This window comes from Flavobacterium sp., assembly GCF_049318185.1.
Classification (GTDB): domain Bacteria; phylum Bacteroidota; class Bacteroidia; order Flavobacteriales; family Flavobacteriaceae; genus Flavobacterium.
Genome location: NZ_JBMOGV010000036.1, coordinates 1 through 20,855 on the forward strand (window position 1 = coordinate 1; position 20,855 = coordinate 20,855).

Annotated in this window: 20 protein-coding genes and 1 tRNA gene; 14 read left to right on the plus strand and 7 right to left on the minus strand. The window is 32.9% G+C overall.

The annotated features are described in order from the left end of the window. The 3 genes from lysS to ACOYLT_RS05085 form a co-directional block, all read left to right on the plus strand. Nucleotides 1-1,416: lysine--tRNA ligase (gene lysS, locus ACOYLT_RS05075; protein WP_422852773.1), on the plus strand; the 1,416-nt coding region annotated here is incomplete at its 5' end. A 96-nt stretch (nt 1,417-1,512) separates the two neighbouring features. Then, complete coding sequence (locus ACOYLT_RS05080; protein WP_422852774.1) at nt 1,513-1,947, plus strand: hypothetical protein; 435 nt, start codon at nt 1,513-1,515, stop codon at nt 1,945-1,947. 68 nt (nt 1,948-2,015) lie between these two features. After that, on the plus strand, nt 2,016-2,381 hold the full coding sequence (locus ACOYLT_RS05085) for a hypothetical protein (protein WP_422852775.1): 366 nt from the start codon (nt 2,016-2,018) through the stop codon (nt 2,379-2,381). Between the two features lie 47 nt (nt 2,382-2,428). Here ACOYLT_RS05085 and hemL read toward each other — a convergent pair whose 3' ends face one another. From hemL to ACOYLT_RS05100, 3 genes are read right to left on the minus strand one after another with little or no spacing between them, the layout of a single operon-like run. After that, complete coding sequence (gene hemL, locus ACOYLT_RS05090) at nt 2,429-3,715, minus strand: glutamate-1-semialdehyde 2,1-aminomutase (RefSeq protein ID WP_422852776.1); 1,287 nt, start codon at nt 3,713-3,715, stop codon at nt 2,429-2,431. 32 nt (nt 3,716-3,747) lie between these two features. Further along, complete coding sequence (locus tag ACOYLT_RS05095) at nt 3,748-4,638, minus strand: glucosaminidase domain-containing protein (protein WP_422852777.1); 891 nt, start codon at nt 4,636-4,638, stop codon at nt 3,748-3,750. Continuing rightward, on the minus strand, nt 4,631-5,533 hold the full coding sequence (locus tag ACOYLT_RS05100; RefSeq protein ID WP_422852779.1) for a 1-aminocyclopropane-1-carboxylate deaminase/D-cysteine desulfhydrase: 903 nt from the start codon (nt 5,531-5,533) through the stop codon (nt 4,631-4,633). The genes ACOYLT_RS05095 and ACOYLT_RS05100 overlap by 8 nt, the downstream gene beginning before the upstream one ends. Nucleotides 5,534-5,668: 135 nt before the next feature. Here ACOYLT_RS05100 and ACOYLT_RS05105 point away from each other — a divergent pair, with 135 nt between their 5' ends. From ACOYLT_RS05105 to ACOYLT_RS05120, 4 genes are all read left to right on the plus strand, one after another. Then, the gene (locus ACOYLT_RS05105) at nt 5,669-5,851 is read left to right on the plus strand and encodes a DUF5522 domain-containing protein (protein WP_422852780.1); all 183 of its coding nucleotides are present in this window, start codon (nt 5,669-5,671) and stop codon (nt 5,849-5,851) included. A 38-nt stretch (nt 5,852-5,889) separates the two neighbouring features. Continuing rightward, nucleotides 5,890-7,866, plus strand: a complete 1,977-nt coding sequence (locus tag ACOYLT_RS05110; RefSeq protein WP_422852781.1) for a urocanate hydratase — start codon at nt 5,890-5,892, stop codon at nt 7,864-7,866. Nucleotides 7,867-7,882: 16 nt separating this feature from the next. Beyond that, entirely contained in the window at nt 7,883-8,413 is a 531-nt protein-coding gene (locus ACOYLT_RS05115; protein ID WP_422852782.1) for a DUF4136 domain-containing protein, read from the plus strand. A gap of 159 nt (nt 8,414-8,572) precedes the next feature. Then, a complete protein-coding gene (locus tag ACOYLT_RS05120; protein WP_422852784.1) occupies nt 8,573-10,330 on the plus strand; it encodes an aromatic amino acid hydroxylase in 1,758 nt (585 codons plus the stop codon). Nucleotides 10,331-10,521: 191 nt separating this feature from the next. On the opposite strand, the gene ACOYLT_RS05125 is transcribed toward ACOYLT_RS05120, so the two are convergent. Further along, nucleotides 10,522-11,472, minus strand: a complete 951-nt coding sequence (locus ACOYLT_RS05125) for a GSCFA domain-containing protein (protein ID WP_422852785.1) — start codon at nt 11,470-11,472, stop codon at nt 10,522-10,524. A gap of 189 nt (nt 11,473-11,661) precedes the next feature. Here ACOYLT_RS05125 and ACOYLT_RS05130 point away from each other — a divergent pair, with 189 nt between their 5' ends. Beyond that, entirely contained in the window at nt 11,662-12,060 is a 399-nt protein-coding gene (locus ACOYLT_RS05130; protein ID WP_422852786.1) for a hypothetical protein, read from the plus strand. Between the two features lie 64 nt (nt 12,061-12,124). On the opposite strand, the gene alaS is transcribed toward ACOYLT_RS05130, so the two are convergent. Then, nucleotides 12,125-14,761 (minus strand): alanine--tRNA ligase, encoded by a 2,637-nt coding sequence (gene alaS / locus ACOYLT_RS05135; protein WP_422852787.1) that lies wholly within the window; start codon nt 14,759-14,761, stop codon nt 12,125-12,127. 200 nt (nt 14,762-14,961) lie between these two features. On the opposite strand from alaS, the gene ACOYLT_RS05140 reads away from it, so the two are divergent. The 5 genes from ACOYLT_RS05140 (at nt 14,962) to ACOYLT_RS05160 (ending at nt 18,226) form a co-directional block, all read left to right on the plus strand. Then, complete coding sequence (locus ACOYLT_RS05140; protein ID WP_422852788.1) at nt 14,962-15,942, plus strand: M23 family metallopeptidase; 981 nt, start codon at nt 14,962-14,964, stop codon at nt 15,940-15,942. A gap of 35 nt (nt 15,943-15,977) precedes the next feature. Continuing rightward, the gene (locus tag ACOYLT_RS05145; protein WP_422852790.1) at nt 15,978-16,310 is read left to right on the plus strand and encodes a MerR family transcriptional regulator; all 333 of its coding nucleotides are present in this window, start codon (nt 15,978-15,980) and stop codon (nt 16,308-16,310) included. A 62-nt stretch (nt 16,311-16,372) separates the two neighbouring features. After that, nucleotides 16,373-16,966 (plus strand): LemA family protein, encoded by a 594-nt coding sequence (locus ACOYLT_RS05150; RefSeq protein ID WP_422852791.1) that lies wholly within the window; start codon nt 16,373-16,375, stop codon nt 16,964-16,966. 9 nt (nt 16,967-16,975) lie between these two features. Then, entirely contained in the window at nt 16,976-17,413 is a 438-nt protein-coding gene (locus tag ACOYLT_RS05155; protein ID WP_422852792.1) for a TPM domain-containing protein, read from the plus strand. Nucleotides 17,414-17,416: 3 nt separating this feature from the next. Further along, nucleotides 17,417-18,226, plus strand: coding sequence for a TPM domain-containing protein (locus tag ACOYLT_RS05160; RefSeq protein ID WP_422852793.1), 810 nt, complete (start codon nt 17,417-17,419; stop codon nt 18,224-18,226). A gap of 52 nt (nt 18,227-18,278) precedes the next feature. On the opposite strand, the gene der is transcribed toward ACOYLT_RS05160, so the two are convergent. Both der and era read right to left on the minus strand, forming a co-directional pair. Beyond that, entirely contained in the window at nt 18,279-19,589 is a 1,311-nt protein-coding gene (gene der, locus ACOYLT_RS05165) for a ribosome biogenesis GTPase Der (RefSeq protein ID WP_422852794.1), read from the minus strand. A gap of 190 nt (nt 19,590-19,779) precedes the next feature. Then, a complete protein-coding gene (gene era, locus ACOYLT_RS05170; RefSeq protein WP_422852796.1) occupies nt 19,780-20,664 on the minus strand; it encodes a GTPase Era in 885 nt (294 codons plus the stop codon). 117 nt (nt 20,665-20,781) lie between these two features. On the opposite strand from era, the gene ACOYLT_RS05175 reads away from it, so the two are divergent. Next, nucleotides 20,782-20,854: transfer RNA gene (locus tag ACOYLT_RS05175), tRNA-Met, on the plus strand. Nucleotide 20,855: the final 1 nt, after the last annotated feature.

Consider the following 20,855-nt stretch of genomic DNA (forward strand, 5'->3'; position numbering starts at 1 on the left):
TTGTACAATCAAGTTTTTAGAAAACTGACCGATTTAGGCGATTTTATTGGTATTGAAGGTGAATTGTTTTTAACTAAAGTAGGCGAAAAATCAGTTCGAGTAGATAAATTCACTCTCCTCAGCAAAACATTACGACCGTTACCCTTACCAAAGAAAGATGAACAGGGCAATGTGCACGATGCTTTCAATGATGCTGAATTACGATATAGAATGCGTTATGTGGATTTGGTAGTAAATCCTCAGGTTAAAGAAGTCTTTATAAAAAGAACCAAATTATTCACAGCCATGCGCTCTTATTTCAACGCTGCAGGTTACATGGAAGTAGAAACTCCGGTGTTACAATCAATTGCTGGTGGTGCTGCGGCACGTCCTTTTATTACACATCATAATGCCTTGGATATTCCTTTATATTTAAGAATTGCAAACGAGTTGTATCTAAAAAGATTAATTGTAGGTGGTTTTGATGGTGTTTATGAGTTTTCTAAAAACTTCCGAAATGAAGGAATGGACCGAACCCACAATCCAGAATTTACCGCAATGGAAATATATGTGGCTTATAAAGATTACAATTGGATGATGGAATTCACTGAGAATTTACTAGAATATTGTGCCAAAGAAGTTAACGGAACTACCGAAGCTATTTTTGGCGAACATAAAGTAGATTTCAAAGCGCCTTATGCAAGAGTCACCATGACCGATGCTATCAAACAATTTACTGGTTTTGACATTTCGGGCAAAAGTGAAACTGAATTATTTGACGCTGCTAAATCGATGGGAATTGAAGTAGATGAAACAATGGGTAAAGGAAAATTAATTGATGAAATTTTTGGAGCTAAATGTGAAGGGAATTTTATTCAGCCAACATTTATAACTGATTATCCAAAAGAAATGTCACCATTATGTAAAGAACATAGAGATAATCCAGAATTGACAGAACGTTTCGAGTTGATGGTATGTGGTAAAGAAGTTGCCAATGCCTATTCTGAACTAAATGATCCAATTGACCAACGGGAACGTTTTGAAGCACAACTAAAATTAGCCGAGCGTGGTGATGATGAAGCAACTCAGTTTATAGACAATGATTTCTTGAGAGCTCTAGAATATGGAATGCCACCAACCTCGGGTTTAGGAATTGGAATGGACAGATTGATTATGTTTCTAACTAATAACGCTTCCATTCAAGAGGTGTTGTTTTTCCCTCAAATGCGTCCTGAAAAAAGACAATTGGATTTAACTGAAGATGAAAAAATAATTATATTTTTATTAAAAACAGAAAACAATCAGCCGTTAAGTCAGTTAAAAGAAAAATCTACCTTAAGTGGAAAAAAATGGGATGCTGCTATGAAAGGTTTGGCAAAACATGGTTTAACTAAAGTTATTGTTGATGGCGAAAACAAAACAGTAGTTTTGAACTAACCTTTTATTAATCATTAATTATATACAATTTTGTTTATAATTAAACCTTTTAAATTTGACTTAGTCTTATTGTAAATGAACTTAAAATATTATAACATGAAAAAATTAATTATTATTTCGTTATTAGCTGTTGGATTAACAGCTTTTGCACAAGAAAAAGAAAACAGAAGACCTCGTGGTGAAAAATTTGAATCTCTAACTAAAGAACAAAAAGTAGAATTTCAAGTTAAAAAAATGACCAAAGACTTGAATTTGAATGAATCACAAATTAAGGAGGTAAAAGCTATCACTGTTTTAGAAGTTGAAAAAAGAGAAAAAATAATAGGCGAAATGAAAGAATTAAAAGAGCAAAACAGAAAAAAAATGAAAGAAGAAAAAGTAGCTCTTGAAATTCAAATGAAAAAAATCTTATCTCCTGAACAATTTGAAAAATGGCAAAAAATTAGCGACAATAGAAAAACAATTTTGAAAGAAAAAATAGCTGAAAGAAGAGGAAAAGGAAAAATTAAAGAGCTTCCTGAAGCTAAATAAAAAATAAATTTTGAGTTTACATTAAAATAAATTATTTTTGGTGTGTTATCAAACTAAAATTTAAAAAAATGAAAAAAATATTTGCTGCTCTAACATTAATTTTAGCATTTACAATAAATGCTAATGCTCAAGAAAAAACACAAGCTTTAACTGCTGAAAAATTCCAAATCAAAAAGGAATTGCCATCTGCTGAAAAAGGCAAGAAAGACGCTGCTTTGTTAACTGAATTCCTAGGTTTAAATGCAACTCAAAATGTTGACTTCTTTAGATTATTTGAACAAAAACACAAAATTCTTGAAGATCAAAACTTGTCTGAAGAAAGAAGAAAAGAAGTAACTAGAATTATCGAAGGTAAAATTAGAGCTTCCCTTGATGGATACCAAATTGAAAAATTAGAAAAAAATCCAGAATTACTCAAAAGATTGTTAAACTAATTTTTCTATATAACTTCTAAAAGTCCCTAATTAGGGACTTTTTTTATTTATAGGGTTTTGGCAACTTTGCTTATGGCATTGATGGTAAAATCTAAATCATCATATGACAAAGCATCTGTTATAAACCAACTTTCATAAGCTGATGGCGCAATATATATTCCTTCATTTAACAAACCATGAAAGAATTTTTTAAAAGTTTCATTATCGCCCTTTTTTGCTGATTGAAAATCAATAACAGGGCTTCCATCAAAATGAACCGAAATCATAGAACCAACTCTATTTATAGTAAATTCAATTCCATTTTGAGTTAACACTTTATTAATTCCAGTTTCTAAATAAGCTGTCTTTTCATCTAATCTTTGAAAAAGTTCTAAATCATTATTTATTGATTGCAACATCGATAAACCAGCAGCCATCGCCAATGGATTTCCAGATAGAGTCCCAGCTTGATAAACGGGACCAAGCGGTGCTAAATAATTCATTATTTCGTTTCGAGCAGCAAAAGCACCTACAGGTAAACCTCCACCTATTACTTTTCCAAAACAAACTATATCAGCTTTTACATTAAATAATTCTTGTACGCCTCCTTTTGCCAATCGAAAACCAGTCATTACTTCATCAAATATTAATAAAGTATTATTTTCATCACAAAGCAATCTTAAGGATTGTAAAAAACCCTCTATCGGTGGAACACAACCCATATTACCGGCAACGGGTTCAATAATGATGGCTGCTATTTCATTTTTATTAGCTTCAAATAAAGATTTAACATTTTCTAAATCATTATAATTGGCAAGCAATGTATCTTTTGCTGTTCCTTGTGTAACTCCAGGGCTATTAGGTGTTCCAAATGTACTTGCTCCGCTTCCGGCCTGAATTAAAAAAGAATCAGAATGACCGTGATAACAACCAGCAAACTTGATTATTTTATCTCTTTTAGTAAATCCTCTTGCTAAACGAATAGCGCTCATACAAGCCTCTGTACCCGAATTTACAAATCTAATTTTATCAATGTTAGGCACCATTGAAATAGCCAACTCAGCAATTTTGGTTTCCAATTCTGTTGGCATACCAAATGAAGTTCCGCTTTTTGCTCTTTCAATTACTGCATCTACAACTGGTTGAAAAGCATGTCCTAAAATCATTGGCCCCCAAGAATTAATATAATCAATTAATCGGTTTCCATCTTCGTCATATATATATGCACCTTTTGCGCTTTTGGCAAAAATGGGTGTTCCCCCAACTCCTTTGAATGCTCTAACTGGAGAATTTACGCCACCTGGAATTACTTTTTCGGCATCAGCAAATAACTGACTGCTTCTTTGATAAATCATATATTAAACGTTAGATTGTATTTTTATGGGATTTATTTAACAATTATACTTTGACCAAGAGACAAAACATTATCAGTTAAATTATTTTTCTTTTTCAATTCTTCAATTGAAATATTAAATTTTTTAGCTAATGAATATAAAGTATCCCCTTTAACTACAGTATACTTATCTATTTCTTCTGCATAAACTATTTCTTTACCGCTTGTTGACACAAATTCTTTGTCTAAAACCTCAGCATCAAATTTATTAAGCTCGTAGCGTTCAATTAATGCTATAAGTTTATCGGGGTATTTTGGGTCTGTGGCATATCCTGCTTCTTTCAAACCTTTTGCCCATGCTTTATAATCATCTTTTTCTAGTTGAAAAAGTGTCGAATATCTTGGTCTGCTTGTTAAAAAAAAGGAATGATCGCGAAAAGATTCACTTGCATCTTGATACTTTCTAAAACATTCATTTTCAGCATCATCAGTATAACTGATGCTTGGCCCAGTCCATTCTTTATGGCATTTAATACCAAAATGATTATTGGCTTGAAGACTTAGAGGCCCTGTTCCTGCACCTGATTCTAGAATAGCTTGTCCTAACGTTATACTGGATGGAATACCAGTTCTTAACATATTATCTTTTGCAATTGATTTATATTTTTCAATATAAGCTAACACCATTTGAGTAGTTACTTTTACACGAGTGGTTGCTTCTAAAACCTCAGTATTAGTACTATTGCTTTGAGTAGAAGTAGTCTTTTCAGTAACGATTTGAGGTTTATTTTGAGAAGTTGGTCTAAAAATAGGTTTTTTAAACGTTTGTGCCACTTTTATTCTTGATTCTCTTGGATCTTGTTTTGATGTTCTAACAATAGGTTTATTAGTGCTACAAGATGCAACAAAAATCAACATAAGCAATAAAATAAGTTTCTTAATCATGAATTGTTATTTCAGTTTGTTTTTTTTGTCTTAATAAGTGGTTCATACCTAAAATTCCCTGTAATCCACCTGTATGTAATAGTAATATTTTTGAGTTGTCAGGAAACCATTTTTTTTCGATTAAATCCAAAACACCAAAAACCATTTTTCCAGTATAAATTGGATCTAAAGGAATTTCATATTGCTGATAAAATTCATTTATAAAAAATATTAATTCTTCCGTTACTTTACCATAACCACCAAAATGATAATTGGTAATTAATTCCCAATTATTATTTTTAGCAAATTTACAAATATCTTCCTTTAAAAAATCACCTTTTAGAGCAGGAAATCCCAAAACTTGTTGACTAGGTTTTGAACAATTAATAATTCCAGCTATCGTTCCTCCTGTCCCCACAGCACAACAAATGTAATCAAAATCAGCATCTCGTTCAGTTAATACTTCTTCACATCCTTTAATGGCTAAATCATTAGTTCCACCTTCTGGCAAAAGATAAAAATCTCCAAACTTTTCTTTTAAATTGATAATAAATTCCTCGCTATTTTTATTTCTATAAGTTTCTCTTGAAACAAATTCAAATACCATTCCTAATTCTTGTGCTTTTTGTAATGTGTGATTTTCTGCAACTTTATCTGCCAACTCTTCTCCTCTAATTATACCAATAGTTCTAAATCCATTTACTTTACCTGCCGCTGCAACGGCCAAAATATGATTAGAAAAAGCGCCTCCAAAAGTTAATATAGTTTTCTTTTTTTCTTGTATTACTTGAAGTAAATTATATTTTAATTTCCTAAATTTATTTCCTGAAACATAGGGATGAATTAGGTCTTCACGCTTTATATAAAGCGTAACATTAGAATTTTCTATTACAATTTTTTGATTAATGCTTTTCAAGTGAAAATTTTCAACAAATCTACTCTTTAATCTTCAAAAAAGGATTCATTCATAAAGATACGTTTTGAAAATTAGTTTTATAAATATTTCGAAACAATTAGTATCATTACTTGTAAAGTAATTAAATTTGTCGTTATGAATGACCCAAATAATGAAAATAAACTAATAGAAGGCGAAGATTTTTATTTGACACCCGAAGGTTATCGCTGTTTCACCGAAAAACACCATTTAAAAAGAGGTTATTGTTGCCGAAGTGGTTGTCGTCATTGTCCGTATGGATTTGACAAAAAAACAGGAACAATAAAGAAAAGTAATTAGTCCCCAGTAATTAAATAAATTAAATTACATCAAAAAAAATGACATTTCAAGAGCAAATAATACAAGGAATCCCTTCGGTTTTACCTAACCCAAAACCGTATGAATCTGAAATTAATCATGCCCCAAAACGAAAGGAAATTCTTTCTGAGGATGAAAAAAAATTAGCTTTAAAAAATGCACTACGCTATTTTGAGCCAAAACATCATGCTTCATTAATTGCTGAATTCAAACAAGAAATAGAAATTTATGGCAGAATTTACATGTATCGTTTGCGTCCTGATTATAAAATCTATGCAAGACCAATTAACGAATACCCGGGAAAATGTGAACAAGCAAAAGCCATTATGCTAATGATTCAAAATAATTTGGATTATGCTGTGGCACAACATCCTCATGAATTGATAACTTATGGTGGTAATGGTGCAGTATTTCAAAATTGGGCTCAATATCTATTAACTATGAAATATTTGGCCGAAATGACTGAAGAACAAACTTTAGTAATGTATTCTGGTCACCCTATGGGTCTATTTCCTTCTCATAAAGAAGCGCCTAGAGTAGTTGTAACAAACGGAATGGTTATTCCAAATTATTCTAAACCTGATGATTGGGAAAAAATGAATGCCTTAGGCGTTTCACAATACGGACAAATGACCGCAGGAAGCTATATGTATATCGGTCCGCAAGGAATTGTTCACGGCACTACAATCACGGTTTTAAATGGTTTTAGAAAAATAAAAAAATCACCAAGTGGCGGATTGTTCGTTACCTCAGGTTTAGGAGGAATGAGTGGTGCGCAACCAAAAGCAGGAAATATTGCGGGATGTGTTACCGTTTGTGCCGAAGTAAATCCAAAAATAACCCACATTAGACATTCACAAGGTTGGATAAATGAAGTAATTGAAAACATTGATAAATTGGTTCCTAGAGTTAAAAAAGCTATAGAAACCAAAGAAGTAGTTTCCATTGCTTATTTAGGCAATATTGTAGACGTTTGGGAAAGATTTGACCAAGAAAATCTACATATCGATTTAGGTTCAGATCAAACTTCTTTGCATAATCCTTGGGCTGGAGGCTATTATCCTACAGGTTATTCTTTTGAAGAATCAAATGAATTGATGGCTAATAACCCTGGAAAATTTAAAGAAGAGGTTCAAAAAACATTACGCCGACACGCATCAGCTATAAATAAACATACTGCTAAAGGAACCTATTTCTTTGACTATGGAAATGCTTTTTTACTAGAAGCTTCTCGGGCAGGTGCCGATGTTTTGGCAGAAAATCATATCGATTTCAAATACAACAGCTACGTACAAGATATTATGGGACCAATGTGTTTTGACTACGGTTTTGGACCGTTTAGATGGGTTTGTGCCTCTGGAAATCCAGACGATTTAGCCAAAACTGATAAAATTGCCTGCGATGTTTTAGAAGAAATGATGAAGAACTCTCCAGAAGAAATCCAACAACAAATGGCTGATAATATTCAGTGGATAAAAGGAGCGCAAGAAAACAAATTAGTGGTTGGTTCACAAGCCAGAATTTTGTATGCCGATGCTGAAGGAAGAATCAAAATAGCTGAAGCTTTCAATCAAGCGATTGCACGTGGTGAAATAGGTTATATTATTTTAGGTCGCGATCATCATGATGTTTCAGGGACTGATTCTCCTTACAGAGAAACATCTAACATTTATGACGGTTCAAGATTTACTGCCGATATGGCAATACAAAATGTCATAGGTGATAGCTTTCGTGGCGCTACTTGGGTATCTATTCACAATGGCGGAGGTGTTGGTTGGGGTGAAGTAATTAATGGTGGATTTGGTATGGTTCTTGACGGCACAAAAGAAGCATCAAGACGATTAGAATCAATGCTTTTTTGGGATGTTAACAACGGTATTTCAAGAAGAAGTTGGGCAAGAAACGAAGGTGCCATTTTTGCTATAAAAAGAGCCATGGAAACGCAACCTTTATTAAAAGTTACCATCCCTAATATAGTTGATGATGCTTTATTATAAATTAAAATATACAGCTATGAAAAAAATTGTTTTTGTTCCGTTATTACTCTTTTTTTTGAACTCTTGTAGCTCTGTTAGAGTAAATTCTGATTATGATAAAAATGTAAATTTTACTCAATATAAAACCTATGCATTTTATAAAACAGGAATTGATAAAGTTGAAATTTCCGATTTAGACAAAAAGAGAATTCTACGTTCGATAGATGAATGTTTAGCAACAAAAGGATTTACCAAAAGCGAAACTCCTGATTTATTAATTAACTTTTTTACCAAAGAAAGAGAGCAAGTCGATGTTAACCAATTCAATATGGGTTGGGGTTATGGCTGGGGCTGGGGCTGGAATCCATGGATGTGGGGAGGAAATAACACGGTAACTAGATATTCCGAAGGAACTCTTTATATTAATTTAATTGATGCCAAGAAAAAAGAATTAATTTGGCAAGGTGAAGGTGAAGGAGTATTAACCAAAGACACCAATAAAAAAGATGAAGTGATTAAAGACTTTGTGACTAAAATTCTAGAGCAATATCCACCTCACAAAAAGTAGAAAGTGATCAGTCACAGTTAACAGTTTAATCAAAAATGTTTTGAGTTTTGTTTCTTAAGTATATAAGCCGCAGCTTTAAAGTTACGGTTTATTTTATTATAATTATTTCGCTAATTTACTTTTAGATTAGTAATTTTACATCACAACAATTTTAGATTTATGGAAGTACATTTTGAAAGCAACCCTTTGATTGATAGATTACCCAAGCATTTAAAACAATTCATAAAACCACAAGACTATGCTGATTATACTCCAATTAATCAAGCGGTGTGGCGATATGTAATGCGTAAAAATGTTGCTTATTTATCAAAAGTTGCCCATGAATCTTATCTTGACGGGTTGAAAAAAACAGGTTTGGAAATAGATAATATTCCAAATATGTATGGCATGAATCGAATTTTAAAAGAAATCGGTTGGGCTGCCGTTGCCGTTGATGGATTTATTCCTCCCAATGCTTTTATGGAATTTCAAGCCTATAATGTTTTAGTTATCGCTTCAGATATTCGTCAGTTAGAACATATTGAATACACTCCAGCACCCGATATCATTCATGAAGGTGCAGGTCATGCTCCCATTATTGCTAATCCAGAATATGCCGAATATTTGCGACGCTTTGGTGAAATAGGTTGCAAAGCGATTTCTACTTCTCGTGATTATGAAATGTATGAAGCAATTCGTTTACTTTCAATTCTAAAAGAAGCCGAAGACACTTCAGAAGAGGAAATAAAAAAAGCCGAAAAACAAGTTGATTTTCTGCAAAAAAATATGGGAGAGCTTTCTGAAATGTCTCGTATCAGAAACTTACACTGGTGGACAGTAGAATATGGTTTAATTGGTACTATAGATAATCCAAAAATATATGGTGCTGGATTACTTTCTTCTATAGGGGAAAGCGCATGGTGTATGACGGATAATGTGAAGAAAATCCCCTATGATATTTTGGCAGCTGATCAAGGTTTTGACATTACCAAACCGCAACCTCAACTTTATGTAACACCTGATTTTGCAAATTTAAGTTTAGTTCTAGAAGAATTTGCTAATACAATGGCATTGCGAACAGGTGGCTTATCAGGTATAAAAAAATTAATAACCTCTAAGGCTTTAGGGACAATTGAATTAAGTACTGGTATTCAAATTTCTGGATTATTTTCTAATGTTATTGAGCATGAAGGAAAACCTGTTTACGTTCAAACTCAAGGAAAAACAGCACTTTCCTATCGTGAAAAAGAATTAGTAGGTCACGGAACTCAATATCACTCGGAAGGTTTTGGTTCTCCTATCGGAAAATTAAAAGGCATTAATTTAGCCATTGAAGACATGAGCCCCAGAGATTTAAGAGCTTATGCAATCTACGAAGCAGAAAAAGTTACTTTAGAATTTGAAGGTGATATTATTGTTACAGGAAAAATAGTAACTGGTTCAAGAAACTTACAAGGTGAAATTCTTTTAATCAAGTTTATAAATTGTACCGTTACACATAAAGACCAAATTCTTTTCCAACCTGAATGGGGTACATATGATATGGTTGTGGGTAAAAAAGTAATATCGGCTTTCTCTGGTCCGGCAGATGTAAATAGTTTTGATATGATTAACCATGTACCCTCAAGTCATACTATTAAAGCAAAAAAGTCTGTAGATCGTGAAGAATTAGAAGGATTATATTTGAACATTAGGAATATTCGAGAAGGAAAAACAGAAGTGCTATTGCTCGAAAAAACTTTCGAGACTTTAAAAGAAAATCATCCTAAAGACTGGTTGCTTACTCTTGAAATTGCTGAATTATGCAACATAAATAACAATACTACATTACTCCAAGAAGTTTTAGTTTATTTAGAAAAAGTAAAACAAAACCGTCCTGAAATTAGTCATTTAATTGATGGAGGATTAGAATTATTTTTGGAAAAAGTTGCTATTTAAAATTTGTTACTACAAACTAATCTTTTACAAAATATCTTTGTTAAAAATATAATGTTTAGATTATTAAGTTTTTCAGTTTTAGGCGTAAATCAGACAGCGAACAAACTACTACTTTTCTATTATTGGACATAAACTTTCTGATGAACGGTAGCGGTTGGCAGAACTTAGAAAGTAAATTGTAATGGGTAAAACTAAAAATCTATAAAAGGAAATTTCGTTTTTATCTTAGTAATTTTAGATTCCAATTGATACTGAAATTTTTGATAACTTTCAGATGCAGTAGTAAAGGGACGATGCGCTAAATCTCGTTGAATAGCTTCAACTTCAGTCATTATGGATAAAGCGTCATTAGAAACAGAGCTTTCTACAAACTTTTCCCAAATATAATCGATTGCTACCTGATTAGGGTGCAACATATCTTCAGAATAAAATCGATAATCACGAAGTTCATCCATCATAATTTCATAAGAAGGAAAATACTCTTTAGTGAAATTTTGAATTTCTGAAGCTGAATGTAACGCCACAATTAAATTTGATTTACTTAGTTGATTTTCAACATATCCGTCTTTTAAGTGGCGCACTGGTGAAATAGTGAAAATTATTTTACAATTTGGATTTACTTTTTCTATCAAATCAATAGTGTTTTGAATTGATTTTTTTATGTCAGTTATAGTCAATATTTCTTTTTCAAAATTATTTTGAGGTACTTTATGGCAATTTGCAACTATATTATTTGTCTGTTTATTTCGATAAACCCATGAAGTTCCATAAGTAATAATTACGTGAGAAGCTTCTCTAATATATTTATTTGAAGCTACTAATAAATCATTTGTTTCTATTAACATCTTATCTTTATCCGAATTACTTAAATCGGAATGCACTTCAAAATTATGCCATCTTTCATTATGAAAAAAAAGGTCATTTTCATGAAATAATTCAAGGTTTACAACTTTAGAAATTATATTTTCAATAGCTTTTGGGTGGAATAAAATGCCAAATGGATTACATAGATTTTGGAACTTATAATAATCAAATTTACTAGCCATATTTTCTGCAAAACAGGATCCAAATGATAAAATCTTACTTTGGTAATCAATTGGAAATTTTGATTTAAAAATTGGAACTACTGTTGTAAAATTCATATTTATGAAGCCTAATGGTAAAAAATGAGATTAAATGTATTGCAATATAACCTATTTTGCAACTTTAATTCATCAAATTTTAGAATAAATTAGGCAATTATTAAATTAATCTTAATTTTTTAAAATTATAATTTTCGCTTGTATTTTTATCTATATTTGTTTAACAATTAACTTAAAAATATATTAAAAATGAAGTATTTATTAACTACAATTATGACAATTGGTTTTGCTTTTACGGGAGTTCAAGCACAAGAAGCAAACAAAGCACCACAAGAAAAAACATTTTCTAAAGAAGAAAGAGCAGCAGCAAAAGTTAAAAAAGAAAATGAGTTGATGGAAGCATTTAAAACTGCAGGTTTAACTGATGATGAACAACAAAAATACAGATCGATTATGGAAGAAAGTTCTGCGTTCGGAAAAGCGTTAAAAGCAGACGCAACTCTTTCAGACGAAGAAAAAGCGGCAAAATCTAAAGAATATAGTAAAGCAAAAGAAGGCAGAATTAAAGAATTATTAGGCGTTGAGAAATACAAAGCTCTAAAAGAAATTCAGAAATCCCAAAAAGAAGCTGCGAAAGCAGCGAACTAATTGCTAATTATAACAAAAAAAAACCTTTCAAGTGAAAGGTTTTTTTGTTTATGACTAACTCTCTCTATCTTATAAATTCAATTGCTTTTTCAAGAGCTTCAGCTATTCCAGCAGAATTTTTACCACCTGCAGTTGCAAAGAAAGGCTGACCTCCTCCACCGCCTTGAATATACTTACCTAATTCTCTAACTACATTTCCAGCATTAAGGGATTTTACAGCCACTAATTCTTTAGATATATAACAACTAATTGTTGGCTTTCCTTCTTCGGCAGTAGCCAAAACTACAAAAACATTCGTTCCTAAAGTTCCTAATTCATAAGCCAAATCTTTAGCTCCATTAGGATCTAAATCTACTTGTTTGGCTAAAAATTGAACTTCATTCACTATTTTAATTTCCGAGGCTAATGCGGTCTTTAAATTTTTAACTTTATCTTTCATTAAAACCTCAATTTGCTTTGAGAGTTTCATATTTTCCTCTTGTAAGGTAGTAACTGCTTTTAAAATATCTTGCGGATTTTTCAAAGTGTCTTTAATTTCGGATAAAGTAACTTCTTGATTTTGATAAAAATTCTTAACAGCATCTCCTGTAATCGCTTCAATACGACGAATACCTGCTGCAACAGCTCCTTCTGAAATGATTTTGAAATGCCAAATATCAGCAGTGTTTTTCACATGAATTCCACCGCACAATTCTTTACTGTCACCAAATTCAATCATACGAACATTGTCGCCATATTTTTCTCCAAACAAAGCCATCGCGCCTTTGTCCAACGCTACCTGAATCGGAATGTTTCTGTGTTCTGCCAATTGCAATTGGGCTTCAATTTGGGCATTTACACAAGCTTCTACTTGGCGTAATTCTTCCTCAGTAACCTTACTGAAATGTGAAAAATCGAACCGCAAATAGTTTGGATTTACCAATGATCCTTTTTGCTCCACATGTGTGCCTAAAATAGTTCTCAAAGCCAAATGCATCAAATGCGTAGCCGAGTGGTTTTTGGAAGTTGCCGTTCTTAAATCAGTATTTACTTTTGCTGCAAAACTTGTAGAAACATTTTCTGGCAATTGTTTGGCAAAATGTAGGATTAAGTTATTTTCTTTCTTGGTATCAATGATGTCAATAGTTTCATTAGCAGATACCAAAGTTCCTTTGTCTCCCACTTGTCCGCCGCCTTCAGGATAAAATGGTGTATTGTCTAAAACGATTTGGTATAAAACACCATCTTTTTTACTGTCTACTTTACGGATACGAGTGATTTTTACTTCGTTTTCTGTTTGGTCATAACCCACGAAAGTTTCTACATTTCCAGGAATTAAAACTGACCAATCTTCGGTCGAAACTTCTGAAGCGGCGCGTGAACGAGATTTTTGTTCTTGCATTGAGGTATCAAACTCCGTTTCATTAAACGACATGCCTTTTTCTTTTAAAATAAGAGCTGTCAAATCTTTTGGAAAACCATAAGTATCATATAATTCAAATGCTTTTGCCCCAGGAACTTCAGTACCTTTGGTTTGTGCAATAACGTTATCTAACAATTGTAATCCTTGGTCTAAAGTCCTCAAAAAAGAAGCTTCTTCTTCACGAATTACATTAGTAACTAGTTGTTGTTGCGATTTTATTTCTGGGAAAAATTCGCCCATTTGAGCAGCTAATACTTCAACTAGTTTGTTTATAAATGGCTCTTTAGTATTTAAAAACGTAAATCCATAACGAATGGCACGGCGTAAAATTCTTCGAATCACATAACCTGCACCCGTATTGGATGGTAATTGTCCGTCAGCAATAGCAAAAGCTACGGCACGAACGTGATCTACAATTACCCGAATTGCAATATTAGTCTTGTTTTGTTCTTCTGTTATATTTTTTATTTCGTTAGAAGTATATTTAAACCCTGTAATTTGTTCTACTTTCTCAATTAGAGGTGTGAAAACATCGGTGTCATAATTGGAAGTCACATTTTGCATAGCCATACACAAACGCTCAAATCCCATTCCAGTATCAACGTGCTGTGCTGGTAATTTTTCTAACGAACTATCAGCTTTTCGGTTGAATTCCATGAATACATTATTCCAAATTTCCACTACTTGAGGGTGATCGGCATTGACTAAACTACGTCCTGAAATTGCTACTCTTTCAGTATCAGTTCTTAAGTCGATATGAATTTCGGAACAGGGACCACACGGACCTTGATCGCCCATTTCCCAAAAATTGTCTTTTTTATTTCCAAGAATAATTCTGTCTTCTGGAACATATTGTTTCCAGATATCCCAAGCTTCTTGATCGAAAGGCACATTCTCTGAAGGATTACCTTCGAAAACAGAAACATATAAACGTTCTTTATCCAACTTCAACACTTCAGTTAAAAATTGCCATGCCCAAGCTAAAGCTTCTTTTTTGAAATAATCCCCGAACGACCAATTTCCCAACATCTCAAACATAGTATGATGATAGGTATCAAATCCTACATCTTCTAAGTCGTTGTGTTTACCTGATACACGAAGACATTTTTGGGTATCAGCTATACGTTTACTTTTAGGAGTTCCATTGCCTAAAAAGAATTCTTTGAATTGTGCCATCCCAGAGTTGTTGAACATCAAAGTTGGATCATCTTTTAGAACGATTGGTGCAGATGGAACAATTAAGTGTCCATTCCCTTCAAAGAATTGTAAGTATGCTTTACGAATGTCTTGTGATTTCATTTTTATGTTTATTCAGTTATGAGGTTGTTTGTTGATTTGGTTATATTTGTTTGTTCTTAATTTTTTTTTAAAATAATCGAATTGCAAAGAAGCAAATCCACTTTATAAAATAAAATTAGATTGGGATTGAAACATTTGTTAAATTTGTTCGTATAACCATTGTTTTTCAAAACTAGCACAAAAATAGTATAAAATAAAAGATGGCGAAAAAAGTAAAGTATTATTTCGATACCGAAAGTTTAGCTTACCGAAAAATAAACCCAAAATTATCCAAAAAACTTGGTTATACTGGGTTGTTTTTATTGGCATCTTCACTGTTTGGCTTTTTGTGTTTTGTAGCTCTCTTGAATACATCCTATTTAGAAACTCCAAAAGACCGTTTACAAGCTCGCGAAATTGAAACGATGAAATTGCGCTATGCCATTTTGAATAAAAAAATTGACGAAGTAGAAGAAGTTTTAGCAGAAGTAGAAGATAGAGACAATAATATTTACAGAGCCTATTTTAATACTTCTACCATACCACTAGAACAACGCAAAGCAGGTTTTGGTGGAGTGAACAGATACAAAGAATTAGAAGGATATGACAATTCTGAATTGGTAATAAACACTTCTAAACGTGTGGACATGATCTCAAAAGAATTAGCCATACAATCTAAATCATTAGATGAAATACTGAAATTGGCCAAAGAAAAAAATAAGTTATTGGCAGCAATACCAGCCATACAACCAGTAAAGAATGAGCAAATGAAGCGAGTAGCTTCTGGATTTGGTTATAGAAGTGACCCGTTTACTAAAGTTAGAAAAATGCACGAAGGAATGGATTTTACAGCAACTACAGGAACACCTATTTTTGCCACTGGTGACGGTGTTGTAAAAAATGCTGATAATTCTAAATCGGGTTATGGCAATCATATTGAAATTAATCATGGTTATGGTTATTTGACCTTATATGGCCATTTGAGCAAATACAAATGTAGGGCCGGACAAAGAGTAAAACGTGGCGACATCATTGGATATGTAGGTAGCACTGGAAGAAGTGAGGCGCCTCATCTACATTATGAAGTGCACAAATACGGGAAGGTAGTAAACCCATTGAATTTTTACTACGGTAATATTTCGGCAGCAGAGTATACTGCTATTTCAAAGTTGGCTAATCAAGAAAATCAATCTCTAGACTAATACACATTAGTATTCAGTTTATAAATAGTATAAATATGCATATAGAACTAAAAGAAGGAAAAAGATACTATAGCATTGGCGAAGTAGCCAAAGCTTTTAACGTGAATACTTCGCTTATTCGTTTTTGGGACAAAGAATTTGACATTCTTAAACCAAAGAAGAACGCCAAGGGTAATAGAATGTTTACTCCTGAAGATGTGAAAAACTTACAACTCATTTATCATTTGGTGAAAGAACGTGGTTTTACTCTTGATGGTGCCAAAACACATTTGAAAGAAGGACAGAAGAAAACTTTAGACAAGTTTGAAATTGTTAACAAATTAGAAACTGTCAAAGCACAATTATTAAATATTAAAAATCAACTTTAGGCTTGGTTTTTGTAACAAACAAATCGTTTTAAAAACTAATAACAAACATTAAATCAAAAAACATGGAATTTAAAAAATTTTTACCTTGGATTATTGCAGTAGTTGTAATTTTTGGAATTTACAGCTGGGTTAAAGGAATTAATAATACAGCCGTTGAATATGAACAAACGATCAACGAAACTTGGGGTAATGTGAACACATCATACCAGAGAAGAAATGACTTAATTGGTAACTTAGTAAATACCGTTAAAGGTGCAGCTGACTTCGAAAAAAGCACTTTAACAGCTGTAATTGAAGCTAGAGCAAAAGCCACCTCAGTAACTATTGATCCAACAAACATTACTCCAGAACAATTGGCTGCTTTCAATTCAGCACAATCAGGAGTTTCTTCTTCATTATCAAGATTATTGGTTTCTGTAGAACGCTATCCAGAACTTAAAGCCAATCAAAACTTCTTGAAATTACAAGATGAATTAGCTAGCACAGAAAATCAAATTTTAACAGCTAGAACACGTTTTAACGAAGCTGTAAAACCTTATAACACGCACATAAAAACTTTCCCAAATAATTTATTTGCAGGGATGTTTGGTTTCAAAGAAAAAGCTTATTTTCAAGCGGTTGAAGGTGCAGAAAAACCAGTGGAAGTAAAATTCTAATTGAGCACCATGTCTAAAATAGAAGATTTTTTAACTAAAGAAGAAGAACAAGAAATTGTTACTGCCATTGGCATAGCAGAAAAAAATACTTCTGGAGAAATTAGAGTGCATATAGAAAATCAGACTTCCATGGTTCCTTTAGAGAGAGCTGTGGAAGTGTTTCATCATTTGCAGATGGAACAAACTCAAGAACGCAATGGTGTCATTATTTATGTAGCGGTAAAAAGCAAACAATTTGCGATTTATGGCGATAAAGGCATTAATGAAAAAGTACCTACTAATTTTTGGGATTCAACTAAAGATACTATCATTTCTCATTTCAAAAATGGGAATTTCAAACAAGGTTTAATCGATGGTATACTTAAAGCTGGCGAACAATTAAAAACCCATTTCCCTTATCAGGATAATGATAGTAACGAACTTTCCAACGAAATATCAAAAGGATAAATTATGAAGTACAAAGTACAAATTACGAAGTACAAAGGAATAGCGCCAATCCTTTTGTTTGTTACACTATTTAGTTTTTTACCTGCTTTTTCTCAATTTACAATTCCGAAAAAACCAGATTTGCAAACTTCGGTATACGACTATGCTAAGTTATTAAATGCTACTGAAAAAGAACAATTAGAAGAAAAACTTATTCGCTATTCCGACTCTACATCTACACAAATTGTAGTGGCAACAGTTCCTACAATAAATGGAGAAGATATTGGAATTTTAACGCCTAAATGGGCTCAAGAATGGGGTATTGGTCAAGCCAAAGAAGATAATGGTGTATTTATATTAGTTGCTGAAAAAGAACATAAAATTTGGATTTCCCCTGGCTATGGATTAGAAGATAGACTAACTGCCGGAATTGGCGGCGAAATTTCAAGAAATATTATAATTCCCGAATTCAAAGCTGGTAGTTATTATAAAGGTTTAGACAAAGGTGCTGATGCCCTTTTTGATGTGTTTAAAGGGAAGTACAAAGGCGAAAGAAAGAAAAATAAAAAAGAAGATATCCCGATTATCCCAATAATCATCATTTTTATCATTATCATAATAATTATTGCCAAAAACAAAAATAATGGTGGAAATTCTGGTGGGAGAAGTGGCGGAATGGATTTAGCCGATATTATTTTGTTGAGCAGTCTGGGTCGTGGAGGATTTGGAGGAGGTTCAGGTGGTAGCTCAGGAGGAGGATTTGGTGGCGGTGGATTCGGTGGTGGATTTGGCGGTGGTGGATTTTCTGGAGGCGGTTCAGGTGGTGGATGGTAATTATTTCTTTATAAAAACAAAAAGCTCTGTCAAATTGACCGAGCTTTTTTTATTACTTCTCTCTGATATAAATATCAATAGGAACACCAGAAAAATCCCAGTTTTCACGGATTTTATTTTCAAGGAAACGTTTGTAAGCTTCTTGAACATATTGAGGTAAATTGGCAAAAAACACAAACTGTGGCGTTGGAGTTGGCAATTGCATGCAGTATTTAATTTTTACGTATTTCCCTTTTAATGCTGGCGGCGGATAGGCTTCAATCAACTTCAACATAAAGTCGTTGAATTTGGATGTTTGAATGCGTTGCTTTCTGTTTTCGAATACTTTTACAGTTTCTTCTAAGGCTTTTAACAAACGTTGTTTGGTTAAGGCTGATACAAATAAAATAGGCACATCAGTAAAAGGTTTTAACTCTTCTCTGATTTTAGCTTCATAATCGCGAGTAGACATGGTATCTTTTTCAATCAAGTCCCATTTATTTACTAAAATGATAACTCCTTTTCTATTCTTTTCGGCTAACCAAAATATACTTTGATCTTGACCTTCAAAACCACGAGTAGCATCAATCAACAAGATTATGACATCCGAGTGTTCAATAGCACGAACCGAACGCATTACTGAGTAAAATTCTAAATCTTCTTTTACTTTGGCTTTTCTTCGAATTCCTGCAGTATCTACTAGGTTGAATTCAAATCCGAAACGATTGTATTTGGTATCAATTGAATCGCGGGTAGTTCCTGCAATATCTGTAACTACAAAACGATCTTCGCCTATTAAGGCATTAATGAATGATGATTTTCCTGCGTTAGGTCTTCCAACAACACAAAACCTTGGTAATGCAGCTTCTTCTTCTGAAACTTCTGGTAATTCTGGTAATACTTTTACTAATTCATCTAACAATTCTCCTGTTCCGCTTCCGCTTATACTAGCAATAGTAAAATATTCGCCTAAACCTAAATTATAAAATTCCACAGCGTCTTTTTCACGCATAGCATTATCTACTTTATTTACGGCTAAAAGGATTGGTTTGGTAACTTTTCTTAGCAATTTGGCTACTTCCGCATCCATTGGAGTAATTCCTTCTTCAACGTCAACCACAAAGATAATTGCATCTGCTTCATCAATCGCTAATTCAACCTGACGTCGAATTTCACTTTCAAAAATATCATCTGAACCTTTAATATAACCACCCGTATCAATTACGGAGAACTCTTTTCCATTCCATTCACTTTTACCATAATTTCGATCACGAGTAACACCGCTAACAGAATCAACAATAGCTTCTCTTCTCTTTATCAATCGATTAAAAAAAGTTGATTTCCCTACATTTGGTCTTCCTACTATGGCTACAATGTTGTTCATTTTGATATTATATATTAGATCTCAAGTATTAGATTTAGGAAAAACTGAATTTAATAATTGGTATCTTTTTGATTATTTTAATTTTTTTGCAAAAGTATGGTTTTAGATTTAAGAATGATGATTAACGAATGTAGATTGTTAAATTTAAAAAACATCTTTAATCTTAAATCGTTATTCTACAATCAACAATCTATTTCTGATTGTACCCAAATCGTCTTAACTGATAAGCATTGCTTCTCCAGTCTTTATTGACTTTTACATACAGTTCAATGTGGATTTGTTTTCCAAAAAACTTTTCTAAATCTTCGCGAGATTGCATTCCAACATTTTTCAAAGCACCGCCTTTGTGCCCAATGATAATTCCTTTTTGAGTGTCACGTTCAACCATTATAACAGAACGAATACGGATGATTTTTTCATCTTCAAGAAACTCCTCAGTTTCAATTTCTACAGCATAAGGTATTTCTTTATCGTAATTCAACAAGATTTTTTCACGAATGGTTTCATTAACAAAAAAACGTTCTGGTTTATCTGTCAAAGCGTCTTTTGGATAGTAGGGAGGAGAAATCGGAAGTAATTCTAAAATACGAGCAAAGACTTCTTTCACATTAAAATTTTCTAAAGCAGAAATTGGATATAGCTCAGCATTTGGAACTTTGTCTTTCCATAATGCAATTTGTTCTTCTAATTGCTCTTGATTAGATTTATCTATTTTATTCAACAATAATAAAACAGGTATTTTAGAGTGAATGATTTTAGCAAAAAAGTCTTCGTCCTTCAATTCCTTCTCGCCTATTTCTACCATATAGATTAACACATCAGCATCTTCAAAAGCCGACTTGACAAAATCCATCATCGATTTTTGCATCTCGTAAGCTGGTTTAATAATTCCAGGTGTATCTGAAAGGATTACTTGGAAATCATCACCATTTACAATGCCTAAGATTCTATGACGAGTAGTTTGCGCTTTGGAGGTTATTATCGATAATCTTTCCCCTACGAAAGCATTCATTAAAGTTGATTTCCCCACGTTTGGGTTGCCAATAATATTTACAAAACCTGATTTGTGTGACATGAAATCTAATTTAATTTTTTGCAAAGGTAGTCATATCAACTCAATAGAAGAAAAAAGATTTTTTAGGTTTTTTTGTTGTATTAATTGATATTCGTTGTATATTTGCACTTGAAACATCGCGGGATAGAGCAGTAGGCAGCTCGTCGGGCTCATAACCCGAAGGTCACAGGTTCGAGTCCTGTTCCCGCTAC

Coding starts and splice junctions, on each gene's coding strand:
- ACOYLT_RS05085 (WP_422852775.1), top strand. CDS start 2,016: ATGAAAAAAATATTTGCTGCTCTAACATTAATTTTAGCATTTACAATA.
- ACOYLT_RS05110 (WP_422852781.1), top strand. CDS start 5,890: ATGACATTTCAAGAGCAAATAATACAAGGAATCCCTTCGGTTTTACCT.
- ACOYLT_RS05080 (WP_422852774.1), top strand. CDS start 1,513: ATGAAAAAATTAATTATTATTTCGTTATTAGCTGTTGGATTAACAGCT.
- ACOYLT_RS05140 (WP_422852788.1), top strand. CDS start 14,962: ATGGCGAAAAAAGTAAAGTATTATTTCGATACCGAAAGTTTAGCTTAC.
- ACOYLT_RS05160 (WP_422852793.1), top strand. CDS start 17,417: ATGAAGTACAAAGTACAAATTACGAAGTACAAAGGAATAGCGCCAATC.
- ACOYLT_RS05125 (WP_422852785.1), bottom strand. CDS start 11,472: ATGAATTTTACAACAGTAGTTCCAATTTTTAAATCAAAATTTCCAATT.
- ACOYLT_RS05115 (WP_422852782.1), top strand. CDS start 7,883: ATGAAAAAAATTGTTTTTGTTCCGTTATTACTCTTTTTTTTGAACTCT.
- ACOYLT_RS05145 (WP_422852790.1), top strand. CDS start 15,978: ATGCATATAGAACTAAAAGAAGGAAAAAGATACTATAGCATTGGCGAA.
- ACOYLT_RS05130 (WP_422852786.1), top strand. CDS start 11,662: ATGAAGTATTTATTAACTACAATTATGACAATTGGTTTTGCTTTTACG.
- alaS (WP_422852787.1), bottom strand. CDS start 14,761: ATGAAATCACAAGACATTCGTAAAGCATACTTACAATTCTTTGAAGGG.
- ACOYLT_RS05105 (WP_422852780.1), top strand. CDS start 5,669: ATGAATGACCCAAATAATGAAAATAAACTAATAGAAGGCGAAGATTTT.
- ACOYLT_RS05120 (WP_422852784.1), top strand. CDS start 8,573: ATGGAAGTACATTTTGAAAGCAACCCTTTGATTGATAGATTACCCAAG.
- era (WP_422852796.1), bottom strand. CDS start 20,664: ATGTCACACAAATCAGGTTTTGTAAATATTATTGGCAACCCAAACGTG.
- ACOYLT_RS05150 (WP_422852791.1), top strand. CDS start 16,373: ATGGAATTTAAAAAATTTTTACCTTGGATTATTGCAGTAGTTGTAATT.
- hemL (WP_422852776.1), bottom strand. CDS start 3,715: ATGATTTATCAAAGAAGCAGTCAGTTATTTGCTGATGCCGAAAAAGTA.
- ACOYLT_RS05095 (WP_422852777.1), bottom strand. CDS start 4,638: ATGATTAAGAAACTTATTTTATTGCTTATGTTGATTTTTGTTGCATCT.
- ACOYLT_RS05155 (WP_422852792.1), top strand. CDS start 16,976: ATGTCTAAAATAGAAGATTTTTTAACTAAAGAAGAAGAACAAGAAATT.
- der (WP_422852794.1), bottom strand. CDS start 19,589: ATGAACAACATTGTAGCCATAGTAGGAAGACCAAATGTAGGGAAATCA.